The following is a 22,140-nucleotide window of genomic DNA, read 5'->3' as shown; positions in this document are numbered from 1 at the left end:
TGCGAGGATTGAAATTGTCTTTATATTTGCAGCCCCGTTACAGAAACGGAAACAGTGCCGGCCTTGTAGCTCAATTGGATAGAGCGTCTGACTACGGATCAGAAGGTTGAGGGTTCGACTCCTTCCAAGGTCACTGCCAAACCCTTAAAAGCCCCCGCAAAGCGATTTGTGTGGGGCTTTTGCTTTTGGGGGGTATTTCAAATTAGCTTCCTCCGTATTTGGATATGTATAAGATGGGGCAAGATCAAAAAAGTCATGGATTGGAAACCTTTTGATCAATCAGTCCATTGCTTCTGGAAATTGTCCAGAAAGGCTCTAATTCGAAGTTTACTACAATAGAGATGGCTTCCGCTATTCAGAGGATTCCATAAAACCGATAGTATGGACGCCATTTATTAGAGAAGCAAATATGTGCATATGGTGAATAAGCGAAGGGAGAATTAAATGGAGAACTTCAATAATTTTTTTTCCAGAATAAAGCAATTATATTTAATTAGAAAATGAATATGATTAATGCGAAAGGAAGCAAATAATTAAAACAACTAGTAGCAGCTAATTTGAATAATATGAAACGACCAGAAATTTTAAACCAGATCAGATCAGTTGAGAATTTAAAAAATCGAATAGAATCTGCACGAAGAAACGACCTCCTCGGAGGAGACTTAAAAAGCCTTCTTGATGAGTTTCGGAATTCCTTGCTATTTTTTAACCACGGTGAACGAGACAGATTCTTCGATCCATACCATACAGCCTATAGCAAAATACAGGAAATCGAAGACAATTATTCTAAAAGTCAATTTTCTACGGCTTACAAGACTGTCCAAAGGTCTCTACTATCTGCGGTAAAGAAATACATTTCTGGCATGCAAGACGGACTTCAAGAATTCGATCAAGAAGAAAAATGAATTCTTCATAGTTTTTATAACGCATTCTTTCCACCATGACTTCCTTTTCGTCACTAGACCAAACATACAACGAAAGGCTTTTAACGGTTTCTAACTCAAAAAGATGAACTTTTATATTGTCAAGCTTATAAAAGCTTGACCTTTCAGTTTCTCTAGTCTTTTGAAATAAATTGTAAATAGGATGCCCGTCAACCATATATAAAGTTGAAGGCTGAAATAAGCAAGCTGGCCAAAGGCATTAATGGACAAGACTTTTAATCACATTATTTTCATTAAAACAAGATTTTTTACGCTATACGGTTTGGTGCGGCACATTATCCCGAAGGGTATTGCGAATAGTTTCTGTCTGGCTTAGTATTAGTTTAATACTTTCTTAATATTCCTAGTGAATGTTGAAAAGTCAACATTGTTCATTAAATCATCGCAAAAGTTATTAATAAAGTACTCCTCGGAAACCATTCTCCCTTCAAGATCTTTCTTGAGCTTAAAGTAGAACTTCTTATCTGGGTTTGGTGGAGTAGTTGGAAATTTCTCCTTGAACTCCTTTACAAGAGTTTCTATGGATTTTAATGTAAAGTACTTATCATTTAAAATTCTCACTATTTTTCCATTTGGCTCATCAATGATGACTTTGTATAAGTATTTTTCCACACTCTTGATAGGCAGAAACAACTTTCGCACGTCTTTATATTCATTGCTGACATTTTCTTTTATATCTCCGTCTAGCACGCTCACTATCTGCCTTCCTAATCCAAGCACGTTCCATCTTAGAAGCTCTTTATGAAGCTCCAAAACATTTTGCCAGCCTCCAACTGGGACAATATGTACCAACTTCCCACTTTTCAGATTGTCTTTGAATAGAATTTTTTCAATAACATTCTTAGTTAGGTTGTCTTCAACTAACACTAAGAAATCAAATCCATCATGACTGTAGACATCCCTAATTAAGTAGCTCGGATAACAATTGGATTCCAGGGTCACATTTCCTTTGTTATTAGATACCTTGTATAAGTTAGCGGGTTTTATTTTTCGAATCACCTCAGGTGAGTGACTTGTAAGTATTACAGTAAGGTTATTATGTTCAGTCGTTAATTCATTGAGCAGATCGATTAGTCTGCTGACAGCAATAGGGTGTAGTGCCAACTCTATTTCATCTATCAGGACTAATACCCTTTTGTCAACAGGAAGCGATTTTCTTACAATTGAATTGTAAATAAAATGTAATAATGAAACTAGAAGACATTCTCCAGAGCTCATTCTGTACTGACTGATTAGCTTGCCCTTTACTTTGATAAAATAGGGCGTATTACTAACGTTTATTTCCTGAGTTATGTATTTGTTTCGTACTCTATGAAGCGATTGGTAATGTTCGTAATCACCGTGAAGTATGTAACTCAACCTTTCTATCACATAATCATCGGAAGGAACGATTTCATCTTCACTTAACTTCCCTCTTTCAAGATACTCATCAATTTTTCTTGAATCATTAAATCGAGTTCCGTAAAAAAGGGATCCTTCATAAAGCCCATTTACCTTCAAGGTTTTTGGATATATATTTGATTTCCAAAATCCGGTTCTCATATCCGCGGACCATTTATCTGAAATACCATCTATCTCGTAGGTGACATTCGACTCAGATTCATAGTCTTCTCGTTTTAATGTTCCTAAGTAATGCTTTGAGATTAGTTGAGCAACTGATAGTAATATAGAGCTTTTACCACAACCATTAGTCCCAACTAGAGCATATACTCCGCTTTCTAATGGTAGTTCAAAATCTGCAGTTTCAATATTTTTTATTTTCTCAATTTTAACCTTTAGAGTATCCATGAATGTTTGATTTACTATTTCGATTACATCAAGCCTAACTTGTTTACATCTTGGTACCCTTTCTCAATAATCAGTTTAAAAAAGGTGATATCCATATAAACAATTTGGTGCTATCTATGATCGAAAATTAATGAATCCTTTCTTTCAGTAAACCTTAGAACTTCAAAACCTGCGCCTTCGCAACCACAGCAGAATCATGGTATTTGACATCCAGTTTCACCGTCTCCAAAAGGCAAACCCATTACCTTAAACTTTGCCGATTTAAAAGCTGTGATCTATTTCAGTTCACCCCATCCAAAAGAAAGTAAACGCGTAAGACCCTAGCCAGACTAGGGTGTAAAGAAATTTCTGCCAATATACCTGGTACAATCCGCCCTCCCCTTTCCAAAGCAAAGTCTGGGTATAGCCTTCCACATTGTTAAAGTTCAAATCGCTGCTGACTTTGGGAAGTTCAGGATCAACCACCAATTTCACCGATCTCATAAAAACCGCCGCAAAGTATTTTGTCCGGGGCTTTTGCTTTGTGGATAAAAATTACAAACCTGCAGCAAGACTCATCCCATTTCCCATCCCCATACTATTCCAGCCACTCCAAGGTTATTAATAGTACCAATCAGCCATCATGCGTCCATTTCTACTCTTCCTATTAAAAGCCCAATCACTCTGTGCCCAGAAATGGAAACCCTATGAACTCTATCCTAATGATCCAGAGCTGAAAGAGGTTTCCATTTGGAGTAGCCAGTCCAGCTATTCCTTTTTCTTTATGGATTCTGTCTCTTAGTCCAATAGCTTAGATATACCCAATTGTATCAGTCAAATTTTGGGGAGGCCCCATTGTAGCAAGCAAAATAGCCCTGACTGTGGTATTCGATTCTCTTAAATGAAACCTTATCTTGCTGCTTCCTTCTGCTATTAAAATGGAAAAGCACCCTCCGATTTGCTGATTATCCTCGACCTGGATGAAACCCTCATTCATGCCCGAAGCCAGCCCTTAGAGTATCCGGCTGACTTCATCTTTGGCGACTACCATATTTACCTGCGCCCCCATTTCCATCGCTTTATTGAATTCCTGAGTACACATTTCGAATTTGCGATCTGGTCCTCAGCTTCAGACGCCTATGTTGAAGCTATCACTAAACTGATTGGCCTGGAAGCTTTAGCGCAGTTTATTTGGGCCCGCTCTCGAACCACTTTAAGAAGAAATACCCATTCCAATCGAATGGAGCAAAGCCTGATCGCCCACAAGGAATTCTATTATGTGAAACGCCTCAAAAAGGTCAAGAAACTTGGCTATCGCTTGGGAAAAATCTTGATGATAGACGACAGTCCACATAAAGTGATGGATAATTATGGTAATGCCCTAATCATCAAGGAATATCTTGGTGATCAAGAGGATAGGGAATTACTGCTATTAATGAATTATCTGCAAAAAATAAAGGCGGTCGAAAATCTAAGATTAGTAGATAAAAGGAATTGGCGGATCCCCTCCGAAGAAGGTCTGAATTCTTAATTCCTGTACAATATTCCTTACCTTCCTTCCATGGCAAAAATGAAGCAATACAATCAGGTAGCCGACTACCTCGCGGATCAAAGCGAAGAATGTAGAGCCAAGCTTTTGGAATTAAGGGCCTGTATTTTAGAAGCCGCACCCCAAGCGGTAGAGAAAATCAATTACAATATTCCCGTTTTTGCGCTGGAAGAAGGTGCTAAAATGGATAAGCAAATTATGATGGCCGGCTATAAAAAGCATGTAAGCCTCTACCCCCATCCCGATACCATTGAAGCCTTTAAAGATCAATTGCAAGAGGCCATTGTAAAGAAAGGAACCGTTCAATTTCCCTTAAATAAAGAGCTACCCAAGGACCTGATCATTGCCATGGTGAAATACCGTATCCAAGCATTAGGCCTGGCTTAAAGATTGCATTTATCTTAGTACAAAATCGGACTATGCGCTTTGCCTCAATTTTCCTCCTGCTGCTCTGCCTGGGCTGTGTAAACAATAAGGTTCTAAACCTCAACCCAGATGTAGAAGCGATTTCAATAGACAGGGTTTATTTTACAGCCGAGCCCGATCTGTACCCTAACAAAATAAAAGTGGGTGATCTTAAACTGGCTTACCCTCATCAGAGCTGGCCGGAGATTGAAGCAGATATCCGCGCTAAAGCCAAGGCCCATCATGGTAATTTAGTGCACTTCCACAAATTTGTACAAGAAGGTCAATACCTCGAAGGCAGCCTCTATCAAGTGTCCGAAGAGGTCTTAAAACCCCAATCGCCAGCTCCCCGACTGATTCTCTTCAGGGATGAATTGGGCGGAATTCCCTCCAAGAATTATGATTTTTGGATCGAGATACAAGGGCAAGAGCGGGAGCTAAAAGATCAGGAGGTTTTATATCTATATCTGGATTCTGCCCATGACTCCATTCCCTTTTCGGTAAAAGGAGAAAAGGGCTATCTACCGATCCATGCGGGTGATAATTATTTTTGGATCTCTCATCAGTTTAAAGGCACTCAAGCCGGACAAAGCATTTTCTTGCAATATGGCGGCTTGCAAATGAAGCCCATCGAAGATGAAGATCAGGCCATAGCCTGGTTAGGTAGCTTCAAAAATTCGCCCAGCGAATAAGAATTGGGCAAAAACTGCCGTTAAAACTTTCTAAAGAACCCTGTATGCGAGCCTATTTCTACCTCTGCCTCTTTCTCTGTGTAGGCCTCTCGGCCCTTGCCCAAAACCCTGAAATCCGCAAAAGCTTTTACTTCGAAGTCAATGAAACGGAACTCCAAGCCGAGCAAATCAAAAGCTTACAACAGCTGCTCGACACATTACCGAGTGAGCGGATTTTGGGCTTTCAAGTCAATGCTTATTGCGATGGACCAGGGTCGAAAGCCCATAATGAAGCCTTGGGCCAGGGCCGAATCCTCAGCTTGCAAAATGAAATTCAAAAACAATTTGCGGATAGCTTAATTAACCATCAGAATTTCGCAGATGAAGGTCAGCCAGATAGCCTCTATGAAAACTCCCAACGCAGGGTGGACCTCATTATTCAATTAGCCCCGGAACCCGATTTTGGACCCGACATAGCCGAATTACTCCAACAGCTTTGTCCTCCCCCACAAGTTTTTGACATCAATCCCTTTAAAGACACCATCTTAAAAGGCAAAGGCGGCAGTATCATTCACATTCCGGCCAAGGCCTTTAGTAATGTAAGTCCCAAAGAAAAGGTACGCATAGAATTTACCGAAGTTATCACGAAAAGTGACATGCTTTTAAATAATCTCAGCACCAGCTCCAATGGGCGCATGCTGGAAAGCGGAGGCATGTTTAAAGTGGAGGCCCTTCAAGGCCAGCGCAAATTAAAATTGCGTAAACGAAAAGAACTGACCTTTTACATTCCTAGCGAAAAAAGCTTGCCAAATGCTCAAATATTCAATGGCAACCAGCATGATAGTTTGGCTAATATCAATTGGACTCGTACCAATGGCAGCACCCTGCAAAGTACAAGCATGAATGATTTTCTTTGGTGTTGTTCGCTAGGTCGAAATCCACTGCCTTGTAATTTCTGGTGCCGGATGTGGGGCTCTTTAGGCTTTAACCAGCAACCGGGACGAATCAGAAGCTCAAGAAGGACAGGAGCTGAGGACATTTCATGTGGAGCATTTGAGAACTTCATGAAAAAATACAAAGTCGATAATGTAGAAGAACTCATGCTGGCCATTAACTCCAATCGCGAGGGAGAGACCCCAATCGAGACCTATAAAGAACTTTACGTTTACCTACGCAATGAGGAACGCAAGGAAACGGAAGCGAAGATTGCTAATGGCAGCATCGATGCATCAGACTTAAACTATTACATCTTCAACAATGCGCAATTAGGGTGGATCAATATTGATGCTTTTTCCAATTGGGATGCTTCTAAACTTACCACCTTAAACATCCCTCTTAGACCGGCCAATCACGTAGATGTGAAAATGGTCTTTAAGAATCGAAATTCCATTTTACCTCCCAACACCTACCGAAGAGGTAATTTCTTCTATAAGGACATACCCAAAGGAGAGCCCGTAAACATTATTGCGACTAAGTATGTAAACGGAAAGAGCTATATCGCCACCCAGGACTATATCATTGGTGAGAAATTGGGCGAACTGCAATTTGAAGAAGTGAGCTTAGAGGGGATTAAGGCGATTTTGGAGGAAATGAATTCCTAAATCCTGAAACAAAAAATCCCGAATCCATAAAGAACTCGGGATTTAAATCTTGCCTTCTATTACCCCAAAAAGCAAGTGAAAATTTGAACTATACGAGTTTCAAATTTCTGTTTCGGTGAAACCTAACAGACCATAAAAGTACGGCATAATGCATAAACTTTGTCTATGGTTTCTCAAAGCCGACAATTAGCCTCGCGATAGCTTAGGCATGCTGATCAAAAAAGTCCTCAACACCCTCTTCCCAAGCCTTAATGGCATTCTCTCGTCCTTCATTATTGCGTTGATTCACCGCATTAAATTCCGGCACCATTTTATTGTAATCTTCCACTGCTGCATTGAAAGCATTCACATCTTCTTCGGTTAAATCCCGTTTTTTAGTGGCTTCCATTTTCTTTTGCAAGCGATCAAAATTGTCCTTCTTCACATAAAAATCGACCATCTTAGGCAGATGATTTGCACATGAACTTTCATAGTACTTCAATAAGCGCTGGGCCGAATAGAGTAATTTCTTATCCCCTCCATAAGTTGAGAAGGTATCCAAATTGGCCTGGGCTTGAGCCACGGCACTTTTCAAGGCATTGACATTTTGCTCCAAACTCACGAGATCCGCATTATTCAAGGCTTCAATCACATAGCCTTCCTGCACCTGAGCGCGGAAAACCTCCAAGAAAATACGATTGTAATACTTCAGAGCCTTGTTGGCCTTAGCGATTTTCTCGTCCTTCCGACTCTTCTCTCCTTCCACCAGGTTCACTCCGTATTTATCGGCAAAAGCCTCCTGGGCAGATTGGTAGATCTTAAAGGCGCTATCCATCTTTTCACTGGCAATATCCTTAGCTAAAAGATAGGCTTCCATCCCGTCATAGGAACGCTCCGCAATGTCCTCCATATCCATAATCTTCGCGTAGTCTTCACGAAGCACGATATCGGTCATATCCAGATAATTAATCACTTCTTGCTGGTAGCTGCGGTCTCCCTTAAATGCACCGATCTTGCGCACCTCAGATTTTACATTCTTAAGCTCCTCAATAATAGACTGACGTTTACGCTCCAAAGTTTTGGCACTACGCCCACGGGTAGCCGCTTTTAAATAACTCCAGGTCTCCCCCTTCATTTCTTCAATACTCTCCCCAATTTCTGCCATATAAGCTGCCGCTTCCCCAGCTGATTGGGCCTGCAGACTTATACCGCCTAATAGCAATAAACAGATGGCTAATGTTTGCTTCATTGTTTCGATTTGATTTTTAAATAGTCATTAAGTATGAAAAAGCTTTCGCGGATGTATAAATCCTCCGCAATAGTGGCTTTAATGCTCAGGCCCTCTTCCTCTTTCGCCAAGCGGTAATTGAGTAAATATTTCAAGGAATGCACTTCATAGGCCGGTTCCCAATTTTGCTCACTTGTTTCCTCCCAATTTTCATCTTCTTCCATATAGGCAGAAAATCCCTTTAAGTCGAGGGGAATTTGATTTCCTGCCTCGTCCAGCTCTTCGCTACTGTCCCATTGCCAAAGGCTATCGGCCTGAATTCGCCTGGCACTGCTCTCACGCAATTCGTCCAGTGGTAATGCGGCTTCCGGAAAATAATAGGTTTTCTTCTTAATTGAATCGACTCTAATATAATTGGGATAGGCCATTTCCCGATAGGCATCGTAATTATACAAACTGGGCAATTCTATATCCGGCTGTACACCCTGGGCCTGATGGCTAGCCCCTGTTACCCGATAAAAAGCTGCCGTGCTAAGCTTGATAAATGAACCGGGAATCACAGTGGTATCTGAATTTTCATGGTATTGAAATAAGGGCACAATTTCCTGCACCGTAGATTTCCCATAACTGGGCTGCCCCACAATGATAGCGCGATTTCGATCTTGCAAAGCCGCCGCAAAAAGCTCGGAGGCCGATGCGCTAAAAGCATTTTGTAGAATCACTAAAGGCTGATCATAAATCACCCCCCGGTCCATATCCTTTAAGGTTTGATGTTCCTCCCCATCCGAATAAATGGATAGTGCCCCATAATCCACAAAAATGCCGGCTAATCGCAGGGCCTCGTACATCGCCCCGCCGCCATTGTCACGCAAGTCCATGATTAAAGCTTCCACTCCTTGTCGCTTCAAGCGAATCAAGGCATTGCTTACATCCACAGCACAACCTTGCACCGATTCTGCAAATTCATCCCCCACATAAAATGAAGGCAAATAGATATAGCCAATTTTACGCTCCCCTTCTAGCACAAAAGACTCCACATGGTTTTCCTCTACCGCGATATAGTCTTTAGTGAGTTCCACTTCCAGCTTCTCCCCACTTTGCTTTCGCAATTGGAATTTGGTTTCATCCTCATCTGCCGACTCAATTAAGGCCCGCACTTCGGCCGTTCCTAAACAAGCCAAGGCATCTTCATCGCTAGCTTCGGAACTCAGCCCCAGAATGATATCCCCTTCGTTCACCTTGCCGCTTTGCCAGGCCGGACTCCCTGGTACAACATAGGCCACTTCAATCTCTCCATCTGCATTGCGAAAGAGCTCAATACCATAAGACAGTTCATTCTGAGAAAGGGAGTTTTGAAAACCCTGTCGGGCGGAACTGGAAAAATAGGCGCTATGCGGGTCCAAGGCCTTAGCTAAAGCCTTTAAATACTGTTCTTGTATATAGCGCTCCAAAGCCTCATAATGATCCAAATCATTCCGCAAGCGGCAAACCATGCTTTCGCCGATATACTTTTGCCAATGTAATTTAGTTTCGGGATCAGGATTAAAGCTTTGAGCAGCCGTATCCTGATGATTGTAAAGAGCCCAGAGCACCCGCATTTTATAGTATTTCCGCCAATGCTCTTTCCATTCTGTTTCTTCCAAAATGCCATCAGTTTCAATACGGTATTGTTCCCGAATCGAAAAATCCAAAGGCTTTTGGCTTTCCGCTTCTAAAAGAGATTCCAAGGCCTGTAACCTCAATCGATATACCTCACTTAAAGTTTGTACCAGCGATTGTCGCGCTTGGGCATTGCGAGCGGCTATAGCCTGATAAGGCAGCACTTGTTTGAGGTCCTTCTGCGTAAAAAATTGCCCATCCTGATCTAGGGATTGCATTAATTCATCATAAAGCCGCTGCGAAAAAACTGAATCATTATGAGGAGGCAGAAAATGGAAATCCCGCGCCATATTTAAGATGGAGCGAACTTTAAGTTCCAGGGAATCCACCTGTCCCAAGGTATTTAAGCTACTAAGAATCAGGACTGGCCAAAGTATGCAAGGCAGTAACCATCCTTTGGCATAATTAAAATTGAAGATGAGCGAAGGCATGTTTGGTTTTTGGCTCCGCAATTTATAAAAGCTTAAAATGCATACCTAAAGAATTAAGGATAAGCCTCTCGCTTTTCTAATTTTACGCCAAAGCAATACCATGAGCTACCACTGCGAAGAAGAGTATGAAAACATTGATTTCAAGCAAGAAAGCTTGGCGAAGGGCGAATACGAAGCTTGCCGCTTTATCAATTGCCAGTTTCAAGAATTACACCTCAGTGACTTTAACTTTAGTGAATGTGAGTTTATCGATTGCGACCTCAGCAATCTCCGCTGGAAAGAAAGTCGCTTGCAAGATGCCTGGTTCGAAAACTGCAAATTATTAGGTATTCGCTTTGATGAACTGAGCAGCTTTGGCCTGAGCTTTAAAATGCAAAATTGCCGCCTCGACAGCTCTAATTTTTTCGGACTGGACCTCAGCCGTTGCTCCTTTGATCATTGCCAATTATGGGAAGTAGACTTCAGCTCGGCCCAAATGCAAAACTCCATTTTACGGGATTGTGATTTGCGCAATGCCCATTTCGAAAACAGTAATCTAATGGCCTGCGATTTTAGGGGCAGCAGCAATCTCCAAATCGATCCCCAGGAAAACCGCATTAAAGGCGCTCAATTTAATCTGGATCAATTACCAGGATTACTCATTGAGCATCGACTTAAAATCGAAAAATAAAAAAGGGCCCCCGAAGGAGCCCTTTGAACAAGGTCTGAAATTAATTCCAGGACTTACTCCCACTCTACATCTACTCGCCGGTTTAGAAATGAATTACCCAATTCTTCGGGAGATTGATTTTCAGCAAGTCCAATCTGAATTTGAGCAGCGCTAAAGCCCAAAGACAGAAGGAAGTCACGTACCGCATGGGCACGCGCCTGCTTTAAGCTAACGTTGTAGGATTCGGGGCCTGTGGCGTCAGCATAAGCAGTTAAAACAAACCTTGTCCCCTCTATATTCCTCAGATCCCGCACTTGCTCGAAGAGCGCCTTCTTGGCCGTGCTACTGAGATACGATTGATCAAAGCCAAAGAAAACGGACAAGGATTCTGTCTCTGGCTTTGTGCTACTGGGTTTAGGCTGAGCTTGAGCTTGTTTCAGGCTTTCCAATTCGGCCTGAGTACGCTCGAGCTCAGTTTGCAGAGCCGCCATTTGCGCCGCTTGCTCTACCCATTTCAAACTGTCATTGGCAACAATTGCAGCAGTTTGAGGAGGGCCATCACAAGCCAAAGCACTAAAAATGGGCTTTTGAAACTCTGCCTTTTGTGCCTTAGATCCGAAGCTATAAGCCACGCCCAAAGCAGTGGCCCAATAGACATCCGAACCCGAAGCACTGTTATAGCCGTCGAAACCATCGTTCAACACGCTATTTAAGCTAAAGTCGAGCTCCAATCGCCAGGCTCGGTTTAGCTCATATTGCAAACCCAGTCCCCCCTGGTATTTCCAATAATTATCTGCGGAGCTATTGTCCTCCACCTGGTCACTCTGCAAGTACTGGGTCGACTCGAACTGACCATTGGCCAATCCGAATTTTCCGTACACATTCCAAGGTGATTGAGCGAAAATTGAGCTGAAATTGCTCAGCATCAGGATCAGGTTTAATTGCGCTTCATTAAAACTATTCTCATAGTACTCCACTTGATTGGCGCCGGTCATGCTCCCCCCCTGATAACCCAATTGCAAACCAAAGAGAGGATTAAACATGCGCTCGGCATACAAGCCATAGCCAATATCGAAGGTGGTAAAGGAGCCATTGAGCCCGCGCATATCTCTGGACAATTCGGTATCGAATCGATAAGCGCCGATATCATACAGGTGATTAATACGAGCTCCCAGGCTCCAGCGCGAAGCCTCATTTGTGGATTGTGCTACAGTGCTTTGTAAGCTTAAGCTGAGCAGGCTTAGGCTGATGAATTTTATGGTTTTCATGGTCAAATGCTTTGTGGGATTAGTAAATGATCAACTTGCGTGTTTCTCGGGTCGCGCCATTGGAGACACGGAGATAGTAAACTGCTGCCGGTAAGCCCCGCAGATCAATGCGGATCTGGCTTTCAGCATTTAGCTTCTGTTGACTTTCATAAACCAATTTCCCATCGGTAGAAAGCACTTGAACCTTCATTTTCTCTTTAGTGAGGCCGGCAAAATCGATGGTGAATAATCCATCATTCGGATTGGGATACACTTGCATATCCGACCAATGGAACTCCTCTACACCAATGCCCCCATTAATCGGTCCAATGGCGTAGCCTGTCCCAAATACCTCACAACCGGAAATATTTCCTACAATCACTTGATAATGCCCGCTCTGGGTGTAGGAGTAATTCTGATTGACTGCCCCCGGAATCGCCACTCCATCTCGATACCACTGATAAGTGGAATATGTCTGCGTGGTAGACAAGGTATTCGAAGCCACCTGCACAATTTGCGGAGTACTCGGAACCGGTAATACGGTTACGATAATCGAACCACTTACCGAACAACCATAGTCATCTACAAAGGTGTAAGTGAGGGTTTTTCTACCCGTTCCTGCGCGAGCCGGATCGAAGGTGGTTCCGCTATTGATAATCCCCGGACCCGACCAATTAATACTGGCTTGTCCTTCGGTAATATCCACCGCCGGAGCATTAGCACAGATCTCCAATAAATCGGGCAAATTCGCCTGACCTTGAGGAATCACCACTACGGTAAAGCCAACCACCGTATCATTTCCGGCGGCATCACTAATGCGGAAGCTGTTTTGGGTTACCCCGATGGGGAATACGTTTCCAGAAGGCAAGCCAGCAATTTGCTGCACATTTACCGTGCTACAATTATCGGTCGCTACCGGTAAGCTGTATACATAAGCGGCACCACATTGGCCCACTGTATCGTTTGCAGGCACTGAACTCACCATAGGTTTCTCCTGATCCTCTACAGTGATATCGAAGCTTATGCTAGTTTGATTACCCGCCGCATCGCTAGCGGTATACGTAACGGTAGTAGTTCCAATAGCGAAGAAATCGCCCGAATTATGACTACTGCTAAAGGTGCTTACCGTACAGTTATCCGTAGCATTAGGAGCGGTCCAATTTACATTGGCACCACATTGACCCGCATCATTCGCTTGTACAATATCGGCCGGTACATTGCTAAACTGGGGAGCGATTGCATCCGTAACGGTAACATCAAAGCTTACACTACGACTGTTACCATCGGCATCGCTTGCAGTATAAACAATAGTGGTGGTACCCACGGGCAAGGTGGCACCCGGTGCATAATTGCTGGTGAGATTTGCCGTACCGCAGTTATCCGTCGCTACGGGAGGATTCCAGTTTACACCGGCATCACAAGAACCGGCATTAGGGAATACCGTATATACCTGAGGTACATTGCTTATTACCGGAGCAATGGTATCTAAAACATTAATACTAAAGCTGCCACTTTGGCTATTGCCATTAGCATCCTGTACCAGAACATTCACTGTAGTTAGGCCTTTAGCAAATAGGCCACCATTGGTTTGCGAAGTGCTTACCGTGGTACTACCACAATTATCGCTACCCAAAATAGCAGGCCATTGTACTATGGTTCCACATTGATTGGCATCGGTATAGGCCGTGATATTAGCCGGTAGGTTTACGATGCTGGGACTGATGCTATCCTTAACCGTAATTATCACATTTTGCGAAGTGGCATTGCCATTCACATCTGTAGCGGTAAAAGTCACCAGGTTTTGGCCTAAATCGGCACAGTCGAAGGTATCAATATCCAGAATCCGCGTGGCAATCGCACAATTATCGCTGCTGCCATTATCTACTTCGCTAGCCGCCACCGCTCGCATACCATTGGCATTGAGGTAAACGGTGATATTCTGAAGGTTTAATACCGGAGCTAAAACATCCTGAATCAAAATAGTATAGTTAGTAGTCTGGCTGTTGCCGGATGCGTCAATAGCAGTGAGACTCACTGAATTAGAACCTACATCCGCACAAGAGAAACTAGTCTGACTAAGGCTCCAGGATGTTACTCCGCAATTATCGCTGGCATTTCCATTAAGGTCAGCCGGCGCTAAACTCGCGGTTCCATTGACATCAAGATTGAGGGTGAAGTTTCCACCGGGCACAGTAGGCGAAACCGTATCCAATACTGTAAGTCCTAGCAATGTACTACGCTGATTGCCATTTACATCTACTGCCGTGAACGTAAGAGTCTGACTTCCCAAATCGCTGCAATCGAAGCTACTCTGGCTGATTTGTAAATCTTGGATTCCACAATTATCAGTGGTTCCATTGTCTAGATCACTGGCTAAAATCGTAGCCTGACCATTAGCATCGAGGTACACATTAATCGATTGCGTACTCAAAACCGGCGCCATGGTATCCAGAACGGTAGCTACAAAGCTGGTGCTGGAAACATTACCACTGGCGTCATCCGCCGTAAGGCTTAAAGTATTAGTACCAATATCGCTGCAAGTAAAACTACTTTGACTTAAGCTTAAATTTTGAATGGCACAATTGTCAGAGGAGCCTGCATCTACCTGTGCAACACTTAAGCTAGCACTACCATAAGCGTCTAAATAAAGTATTTGGTTTTGAGCTAATACCGTTGGGGCAGAATTGTCTACAATTTGAATAGTCCAATTCGCGGAATGGCTATTGCCAGATGCATCTGTCCCCATTAAACTAATGGTATTGGTACCAAGATCTGTACAATCGAAATGGCTTTGGCTCAAGCTCCACTGGCTGATTCCGCAATTATCGGAACTACTTGAATTGATATCGCCAGCGCTAATACTTGCCTGACCATTGGCATCGAGGTTTAAGGTCATAGTTCCTCCAACAACCTGAGGCGACAGGGTATCCAGTACCGTTACATTAAGCATTTGGCTACGGCTGTTGCCGGATGCGTCACTAGCAGTAAACTGAATCGCTAGCTGACCTAAATCGCCACAATCAAAACTAGTTTGACTGATCTGTAAAGTTTGGATGGCGCAGTTATCGCTAGTGCCATTATCCAAATCATTGGCCGAAATACTAGCCTGACCATGGGCATCGAGATACACATTTATGGATTGGGTATTCAATACCGGAGCCACAGTATCTATAACTGTAATGATGGCATTGGTGCTATTGGAATTTCCACTTTGATCGAAAGCCTGGAAACTAATGGTGTTTTGGCCAAGATCTGAGCAATCAAAATTACTCTTAGAAAGAGCCATTGAATCGATACTGCAATTATCAGTGCTGCCATTATCGACCATGCTGGTAGTGATGCTAGCCATTCCATTGGCATCTAAATAAAGGCTCAGATTACGGGAGCGCACTAGAGGTAAGATATTGTCTTCCACCAAAACCTGAGCTTGGGCGCTAGTGCTATTACCCTGTCCATCGGTAGCGGTTAGGCTTACCGTATTTAGGCCCAGATTATTACAATTGAAACTACTCTTGCTAATGGAGTAGAACAATTGATTGGAACAGTTATCATAACTGGCGCTATCTACCTGAGAGGCGGCCACACTAACCTGACCCGTTGCTCCCAATTGAACGGTGATATTGCGTGGAATAACCACCGGACTAATAGTATCACGCACTTCTACCAGGAAGGTGGCAGAATCTTGGTTTCCGGCCAGGTCTGTGATATAGAAGGTCTCTAAGTTTAGTCCTTCATCAGCACAAGTAAAAGTCGATTGACTGAGCGCGTAGCTTACATTACAATTGGAAACAGAAGCACGGTCCACAGATTGAGGATCGAGGTTTACCATTCCATCTGCTCCCAGATATACTAATCGATTGCGAGCGTCGGCAATCGGCTTAATGGTATCACGCACTTCCACGCTAAAGGCCAAGCTATCTATATTACCAGAGGCATCACTGCCAATGAGGTAATAGTCCTGAATACCCAAATCATCACAATTGAACTGGGTTTTAGATAGGCTTAGCTGCTGAATGGCGCAGTTATCGGTACTGGCATCATTCACTTCGTTTACAGTCAGATTGGCCTGCCCCGAATTATCCAGGTAGAGGATCTGATTCAGCGCTTGTAATTGAGGGGCAAGGCTATCCAGGATTTCCACTTGAGCACTGGCACTATCGCGATTTCCAAGACCATCATCAGCGATAAGCCAAACGGTCTTAAATCCTAAATCCACGCAACTAAAGTTATTTTGGGAAATATCCAGATTGAGGTTAGCACAAATCTTAGTGCTACCAGAATCAATATCAGCGGGTACTATAGAAGCTTGTCCATTGGCATCCAGATAAATCTGAATATCTCGTGTCCGTACATCCGGCTTCACCGTATCCAAAACCGAAATGGTCACCAGGCTACTGTCTTTATTGCCCGAATTATCCATCCCGATAAGGTATACCGTAGGAGTGCCTAGATCAGAGCACGTAAATTCCGTTTGGCTCAGATATAAAGTATCCAGGCTACAATTAGGATCATAGGAATTGGAATCCACTTCCGAGGCGGAAACCGAAGCTTGACCGCTTGCATCCAAATAAAGGTCTATGCTCTTGGCATAAACGGCTGGTGCAATGCTATCCAGTAAAGTTAATTGGGCGATGCTGGTACGACTGTTTCCATAAATATCGCTCGCCGTGATCTGAATCTCGTTTAAGCCGAGATTAGCACAAGTTAAAGTATCCGCATTCCAGAATACCGTATCCAGTTCACAAGCTTCCCAAACACTGGAAATTATCGAATTATAATCGACGATAAATTGAGCACTGCTATCTAAATAATAGCTAGCGTTAAGGACTTGGATACTTGGAGCAATGGTATCAACAATCTGAATAGGCAAATTTACCGGAGCGCGATTTCCTGCTTCATCCTGAACATAAACCAATAAGGTATCACTCACATTATGCCAGGCTGAATCCAGATCGAAGTTGTGTAGTTGCCCGTGGTAGGCATCCGGACCTTGATCAAACAATAAGGAGTCTCCTGCACCTTGATTAAAACGGTAGGAGGCAAGAATATGGCTGGGGTCAGGGCTGATTGGCCCTACCGCCGGGCTATCGTATAGGATAAAATCATCCAGATCTACATTACTCATTGGGTTAAAGCTGGCGTGGTTTGTCCCCGCTTTACCTAATACCAGGTTTAGGTTTGAAACTTTAGAAGAGTCGATAATGTAATTGGAATTGATAATCAAATTATCATCGAGGTAAACCTTTACAAAAGGCTTTTCATAGCTAATGGTGAACTTATGCCAAACATTTATCGGCATGTAATTATTGACGAAGGCAAGACCTCTTACCGTGGAACCTGAGCTCAGCACATTAATAAAACTGGAGAAGCTATAACCCAAAATCTCCTCACTACCACTGCGTAAACTAAACACCCCGCCAATAAGTTGGGGATAAGGTCTATTTAAGATATCCTGACGGTGGTAATATTGAATGGAGAAGGTGTCGAGTTGATCTATCACTCCATCCAGATCAATGGTAACACTGTCATTTATCCCATCAAAACTGAGATAAGAAGCTGTGGCTCCTTCTGAGAAATAGGATCCTATATCACGACAGGTAAAAACATTGTCGGTAAGGACAATACTATCGATCATACCACAATTATCCGTTGAACCACTATCGAGGCTCCAGGAATCTATTGACCCAATACCATTGGAATCGAGATAAACCTGCACATCAGACAGCAAGGAAGGGTTCGGAATTGTTAAGTCTCTAACGGTAAGTCGTAAATAAGAGGTATCGGAAACATTACCATAGGTATCATAGATAAGGAAGCTATTAACCGTAGTGCCTAATGGGTAAATGGTATCCAGGGGCAATCCACTTAATTGAATAACCGTATCCAGATTACACTCGGTAAAGTAATTCTCAATTTGGCCCCAATCGTAATGCGCACCACAAGTTGAATCGCTGCTGGCTATCTCCCTTGAAATATCAAAATCGGTGGCCGCAGACGAGTCATTGAGGGTGATGGTATAAGTGCAGCTATCACGATTGCCGCTACCATCCTGGATATAATAGCCAATTTCAGATTGACCAAAGGGGAAATAGTCCCCTGATTCAGGTCCCGAATATTGCACCGTTTTAAGGTTTACATACTCTTCCCCTTCCAAGGCTATAATGGGAACAATTCCTAGGCGATTAGCCGGACTGATACTGGCATACCCATCATTTCGGCACCAATAACCCGGCACTGTTTGAAGATGCAATTCGGCATTACCGGCAAAAGCGCCTGCCACTCCAGGGCCCAAAATCTCCACGATTATTTTATCACTTGGGATTAATTGCAGATCTACCGGAACCGTAAGCAGTCCAAAGCTTTGATTTTGCGTATAATGATTTACCGCTTCAATGCTTTGATGATAACGATTTAAATCGATGCGATTCTCATTGGAAAGAAAATCAAACACACTATCTCCATGGGTAATTTCATTGAAGCGATAGATGCGCACTTCATATTTACTGCCATCCGGTACATTCCCTATTCCAAAGGTGATTCCCTTTAAATGGTAATTGTTTTGAAGGCCCTCTTGATCCAGATCAAAAAAGCGAACGATACCTGTAGGTTCAGGTCCGATATTATTGGCGGCATTAAAAGGAAAGACAGTTGTTAAACTACTTTGACTAATCTGCAGATCTCTTTTAGTTACGCAAGCAGTATCAAACCTTGGTACGGTAAAATTGTATGCGAAATCACAGGTATGACTGTAGTCATCAAATACCAGATCTCGAGAGCAAGAAAGAAATTGGATAGCGGAAGTATCGGCAACTTGAACTGTAAAACTGCAAGTATCCGCATTTCCAGTACTATCGGTAAAAACATAGGAAACCAGGCTTGAACCTTCAGGGAATAAACTACCACTGGCATATCCAGAAATCAATTCTGTAGTGGCTATTCCGCAATTATCAGAAGCTTGAGGCAGACTATAATTTACAATGGCTCCACAAGAATTGCTATCTGCCATTACTGAAATATCAGATGGACAGCTTTGAATACTAGGTGCAATGGTATCACGTATCCAAAGTCTTAGATTCGAAGTAGCACTATTTCCCGCTGCATCGGCGGCATAGACTGTAATCAAGTAAGTGTCATCTAAGAACTTATCCTGACCAATAATGGAATTAAAAGTCCCGTGAAATCCATTTCCACTGTAATCAAATGCCTGAAGCAAGTTTTGCTCCTTATATAAAGGATAATGTGCAAGTAAAGCCCGGGCATTGGTATCCAGATTGTATTGATACGCTTCTATTTGGTCAATGCTAAAGAGGCTATCCCAAATTTGCACATTGCCAATTTCGCCACGGAAAAATTCATGCCCCGCATTCGAAGAGCCAATGCTTAAATCATTAAGATCTGCTGTAAAAGTTGGGTTAATACCAAAATTGCCATTGAACTCTCCATTAACATAAAGCGCGGGGCCGCTAGCGGTTGAATCGATAAGAATTACAATATGATGCCACTCGCCAGGCTTAATTCCACCCCCCACTTCGAGGGCCCAATAATTAAATCCATTCCAAAGACCGATGGTATTATTGCCAGGGTTCATATGGAAACTAAAGCGTGCTACACCGCTGCGCATGGCCAGGAAACCTGCATTGAAACTATAATTATCAGGCTTTATCCACATCGAATAAGTGGCCTGTCCTAAATCGAGGGCTGCATTTGCCGGTATTATAAGACTATTAGACCCATTAAAGTAAACACTGGAAGGCAGGGGTCTTTTTCCAATATCTGCACAGCTAAAACTGGTATTACCATTGATGGAAACTGAATCCAGGCCACATGCATCGCTGATACGTGATTGGATATCAGAAGTATTCAAACTAGCATTAGCATTAGCATCGAGGTATTGAATTTGCAAGGGCAAACTATCTATTACCGGAGCTTGAGTATCCTTCTGCTCCAAATGAATACTAAAAGTGGCCGTATCATTTTTCGCATCAATTACTCGAATGGAATAGCTTCCCGTATCCACATTCGTGATTGATGTGCTGGTATCTCCGGTTGACCAAAGGATTTGATAGGGAGCAATCCCACCTAAAATATCAGCACTTAAGCTACCCTTGCTATTAGCTTGACAAGCTTCAGGGTATTGGTTAACGGCTATTCCAATTACGGGTTTCCGATGACTATATAGGCTCCTTAAAACCGGCATTCCATGATTGATATTTCCCGTGAACCAATCCGACTGAAAGTCCCAGTTTACAAAGGTGTTACGATCTTGAAGTTGAGCTGTTGTTCTGGCATTCCCAAGCGTTCCATTGGCAGTACTATCCTGGTTGAAATAGGCATCTACCGCCGTAAGAGCAAAATTGTTCCCTATTAAGCCCTGAACATTGTTACCACCAGCAATACCATAAACCTGATTAAATTCTAAAGCCGAGTTGGACTGCTTTTCACCGATAACCTGACCGGCGGCGCTTTGAGATTGAATATTCACATCGGTATATACCTTTTCGAGCTTGCCGCCTGCCGAAATATCTTCTCCAATCAGACCGCCTACCTTTTGATTACCAATTAGTTTTCCCTGCGCAAAAACTTCAATAATATCGCTGCTCTCATGACTTCCATCCAGAGCGCCAACAGCATTATTCCCGGTAATAACAATATTGAATAGGCCTAAATTATTGATCTGAGAACCCGCTGGTAAAGCACCAAATAGCCCCACTCGATCTTCATTAGGTCGGTTGATATACAGACTATCGATAAAATAGTTCTGGCCATCTAAAAACAGGGCTTGCCGACTATTGTACAAGACGTACTCAATGGGTTCGAAACCTTTACCCTGATTCCAATTGCGAGTTTTGGAAGCATTGATATCGGAGATTAACTTAAAATGACCATCCTGGAAAAAATCCATAAACTGAACTCCTTCTATTGAATTCAGTTCAAAAACATTGTAAGAATTGCTGGTATCTCGGTTTGCAATTGGGGTTTGATAAAATATATCGTCAAGTACCACATTGGACGCTGCAATAAAGCCCTGTGCGGTAAGATTCAATTTAAAAATGATGGAAGAAGTACTGATTGCTCCAATATGGCTTTCCAAGATTTTCATATTTAAAAAGCGCAGTGAAGTCAGCTTTCCCTCTGTTGCGGTTCCTTGATATTCATTATCACCTTGCAGCTTAATTACGCCTTCTGCGGTTACTCCTCTTTGGTAAAAACCATTAGTATCTAAAACATAGAGGGTATAGCGATAATCAAAATCATAGTTGAAGCCCTCACCATCTCTTTCGAAATTGAAAGTTTCGCCTGAATTAGGAATTAAATAGCCACTTAAAATTACATTTTGGTTATTCCCGAATCGAGAAACCAAACCGGGAAAGAGCAATCCCAAAGAGCCCGTATTTAATTTGAAGGGCCAAGGGGCACTTGATAAATCGGTATTTATAACTTGATATACACGAGGACCCGTAATTCCGGTTCCAGCCGCAAATACTTTGGGGTCGCGCACCGGTCCGTAGATCTCTGATCGAATTTCCTGGCCCGAAAAAGGACCGGATTGTGGACTTAAGCCTAAAAAGAAGTACTTCCCGAAATCTGAAGGCTTCAAGACATAAAAACTATCAATAGCACCAGCGATAGCTGTTTTTACGGTACCAGTATCATCACTGGAATGGTACCATTGAAAATTGGAATTTGATGCTTGAAAGCTGGCCAGCCTGGAAGCATAAAACAAGGTATCACCAATTTCAAGAGATCCATTAAAAAGAACATGAGGAGTTCCATTTAATCCTGACTTTAATTGTCCAAATGCTGCACTTGCCCAAATGGCAAATAGCAAACTCAAAAACAATCGGTAGAGTAAGCGTAGATTCATAGAGGGGGGGGGAGTTTAATTAGCGGTTATAAAACTAATCGGGACTCCTGCTCCCACTCTTAAATTTTAGGCCTCAAATAGGCCTCAAGAGAGACCTCAAAAGGGCCTCAAATATCACAAGGCATTAAATAACAGGCAATTAAAG

General features: G+C 42.8%; 12 protein-coding genes and 1 tRNA gene. 8 read left to right on the top strand and 5 right to left on the bottom strand.

All coding sequences use genetic code 11. The features are described from left to right. Nucleotides 1-59 precede the first annotated feature (59 nt). Nucleotides 60-133 (top strand) — tRNA-Arg (locus ACO05P_RS00535). Nucleotides 134-566: 433 nt separating this feature from the next. Then, on the top strand, nucleotides 567-905 hold the full coding sequence (locus ACO05P_RS00530) for a hypothetical protein (protein WP_421752834.1): 339 nt from the start codon (nucleotides 567-569) through the stop codon (nucleotides 903-905). 357 nt (nucleotides 906-1,262) lie between these two features. Here ACO05P_RS00530 and ACO05P_RS00525 read toward each other — a convergent pair whose 3' ends face one another. Further along, nucleotides 1,263-2,732 carry an ATP-dependent nuclease gene (locus tag ACO05P_RS00525; protein WP_421752833.1) on the bottom strand — a complete coding sequence of 490 codons (1,470 nt, stop codon included), beginning with the start codon at nucleotides 2,730-2,732 and terminating at the stop codon, nucleotides 1,263-1,265. A gap of 622 nt (nucleotides 2,733-3,354) precedes the next feature. Here ACO05P_RS00525 and ACO05P_RS00520 point away from each other — a divergent pair. From ACO05P_RS00520 to ACO05P_RS00500, 5 genes are all read left to right on the top strand, one after another. After that, nucleotides 3,355-3,513 carry a hypothetical protein gene (locus ACO05P_RS00520; RefSeq protein ID WP_421752832.1) on the top strand — a complete coding sequence of 53 codons (159 nt, stop codon included), beginning with the start codon at nucleotides 3,355-3,357 and terminating at the stop codon, nucleotides 3,511-3,513. A gap of 156 nt (nucleotides 3,514-3,669) precedes the next feature. Then, nucleotides 3,670-4,242, top strand: coding sequence for an NIF family HAD-type phosphatase (locus ACO05P_RS00515; protein WP_421752831.1), 573 nt, complete (start codon nucleotides 3,670-3,672; stop codon nucleotides 4,240-4,242). Nucleotides 4,243-4,272: 30 nt separating this feature from the next. Then, nucleotides 4,273-4,647 carry an iron chaperone gene (locus ACO05P_RS00510; RefSeq protein ID WP_421752830.1) on the top strand — a complete coding sequence of 125 codons (375 nt, stop codon included), beginning with the start codon at nucleotides 4,273-4,275 and terminating at the stop codon, nucleotides 4,645-4,647. Nucleotides 4,648-4,679: 32 nt separating this feature from the next. Then, the gene (locus tag ACO05P_RS00505; RefSeq protein WP_421752829.1) at nucleotides 4,680-5,357 is read left to right on the top strand and encodes a hypothetical protein; all 678 of its coding nucleotides are present in this window, start codon (nucleotides 4,680-4,682) and stop codon (nucleotides 5,355-5,357) included. 44 nt (nucleotides 5,358-5,401) lie between these two features. Further along, nucleotides 5,402-6,937 carry a hypothetical protein gene (locus tag ACO05P_RS00500; protein WP_421752828.1) on the top strand — a complete coding sequence of 512 codons (1,536 nt, stop codon included), beginning with the start codon at nucleotides 5,402-5,404 and terminating at the stop codon, nucleotides 6,935-6,937. A 202-nt stretch (nucleotides 6,938-7,139) separates the two neighbouring features. Here the strand turns inward: ACO05P_RS00500 and ACO05P_RS00495 are convergent, their stop codons facing one another. Together ACO05P_RS00495 and ACO05P_RS00490 are read right to left on the bottom strand one after the other, a co-directional pair. Beyond that, nucleotides 7,140-8,165, bottom strand: coding sequence for an LIC11966 family surface protein (locus tag ACO05P_RS00495; RefSeq protein ID WP_421752827.1), 1,026 nt, complete (start codon nucleotides 8,163-8,165; stop codon nucleotides 7,140-7,142). Next, nucleotides 8,162-10,234, bottom strand: coding sequence for a S41 family peptidase (locus ACO05P_RS00490; RefSeq protein ID WP_421752826.1), 2,073 nt, complete (start codon nucleotides 10,232-10,234; stop codon nucleotides 8,162-8,164). The genes ACO05P_RS00495 and ACO05P_RS00490 overlap by 4 nt, the downstream gene beginning before the upstream one ends. A 100-nt stretch (nucleotides 10,235-10,334) precedes the next feature. Between ACO05P_RS00490 and ACO05P_RS00485 the strand changes: the two genes are divergently transcribed. Continuing rightward, nucleotides 10,335-10,904, top strand: a complete 570-nt coding sequence (locus ACO05P_RS00485) for a pentapeptide repeat-containing protein (protein ID WP_421752825.1) — start codon at nucleotides 10,335-10,337, stop codon at nucleotides 10,902-10,904. Nucleotides 10,905-10,957: 53 nt separating this feature from the next. Here the strand turns inward: ACO05P_RS00485 and ACO05P_RS00480 are convergent, their stop codons facing one another. Further along, nucleotides 10,958-12,151: an OmpA family protein gene (locus ACO05P_RS00480; protein ID WP_421752824.1), complete on the bottom strand. Its 1,194-nt coding sequence runs from the start codon at nucleotides 12,149-12,151 to the stop codon at nucleotides 10,958-10,960. A gap of 19 nt (nucleotides 12,152-12,170) precedes the next feature. After that, nucleotides 12,171-21,995 carry an HYR domain-containing protein gene (locus ACO05P_RS00475; protein ID WP_421752823.1) on the bottom strand — a complete coding sequence of 3,275 codons (9,825 nt, stop codon included), beginning with the start codon at nucleotides 21,993-21,995 and terminating at the stop codon, nucleotides 12,171-12,173. Between the last annotated feature and the right edge of the window lie 145 nt (nucleotides 21,996-22,140).

Origin of the sequence: Croceimicrobium sp., from assembly GCF_965228705.1 — a bacterium.
Taxonomy (GTDB): Bacteria; Bacteroidota; Bacteroidia; order Flavobacteriales; family Schleiferiaceae; genus Croceimicrobium.
Note: the sequence above shows the minus strand (reverse complement) of the source record. Positions and strands in the feature narration are given on the sequence as shown.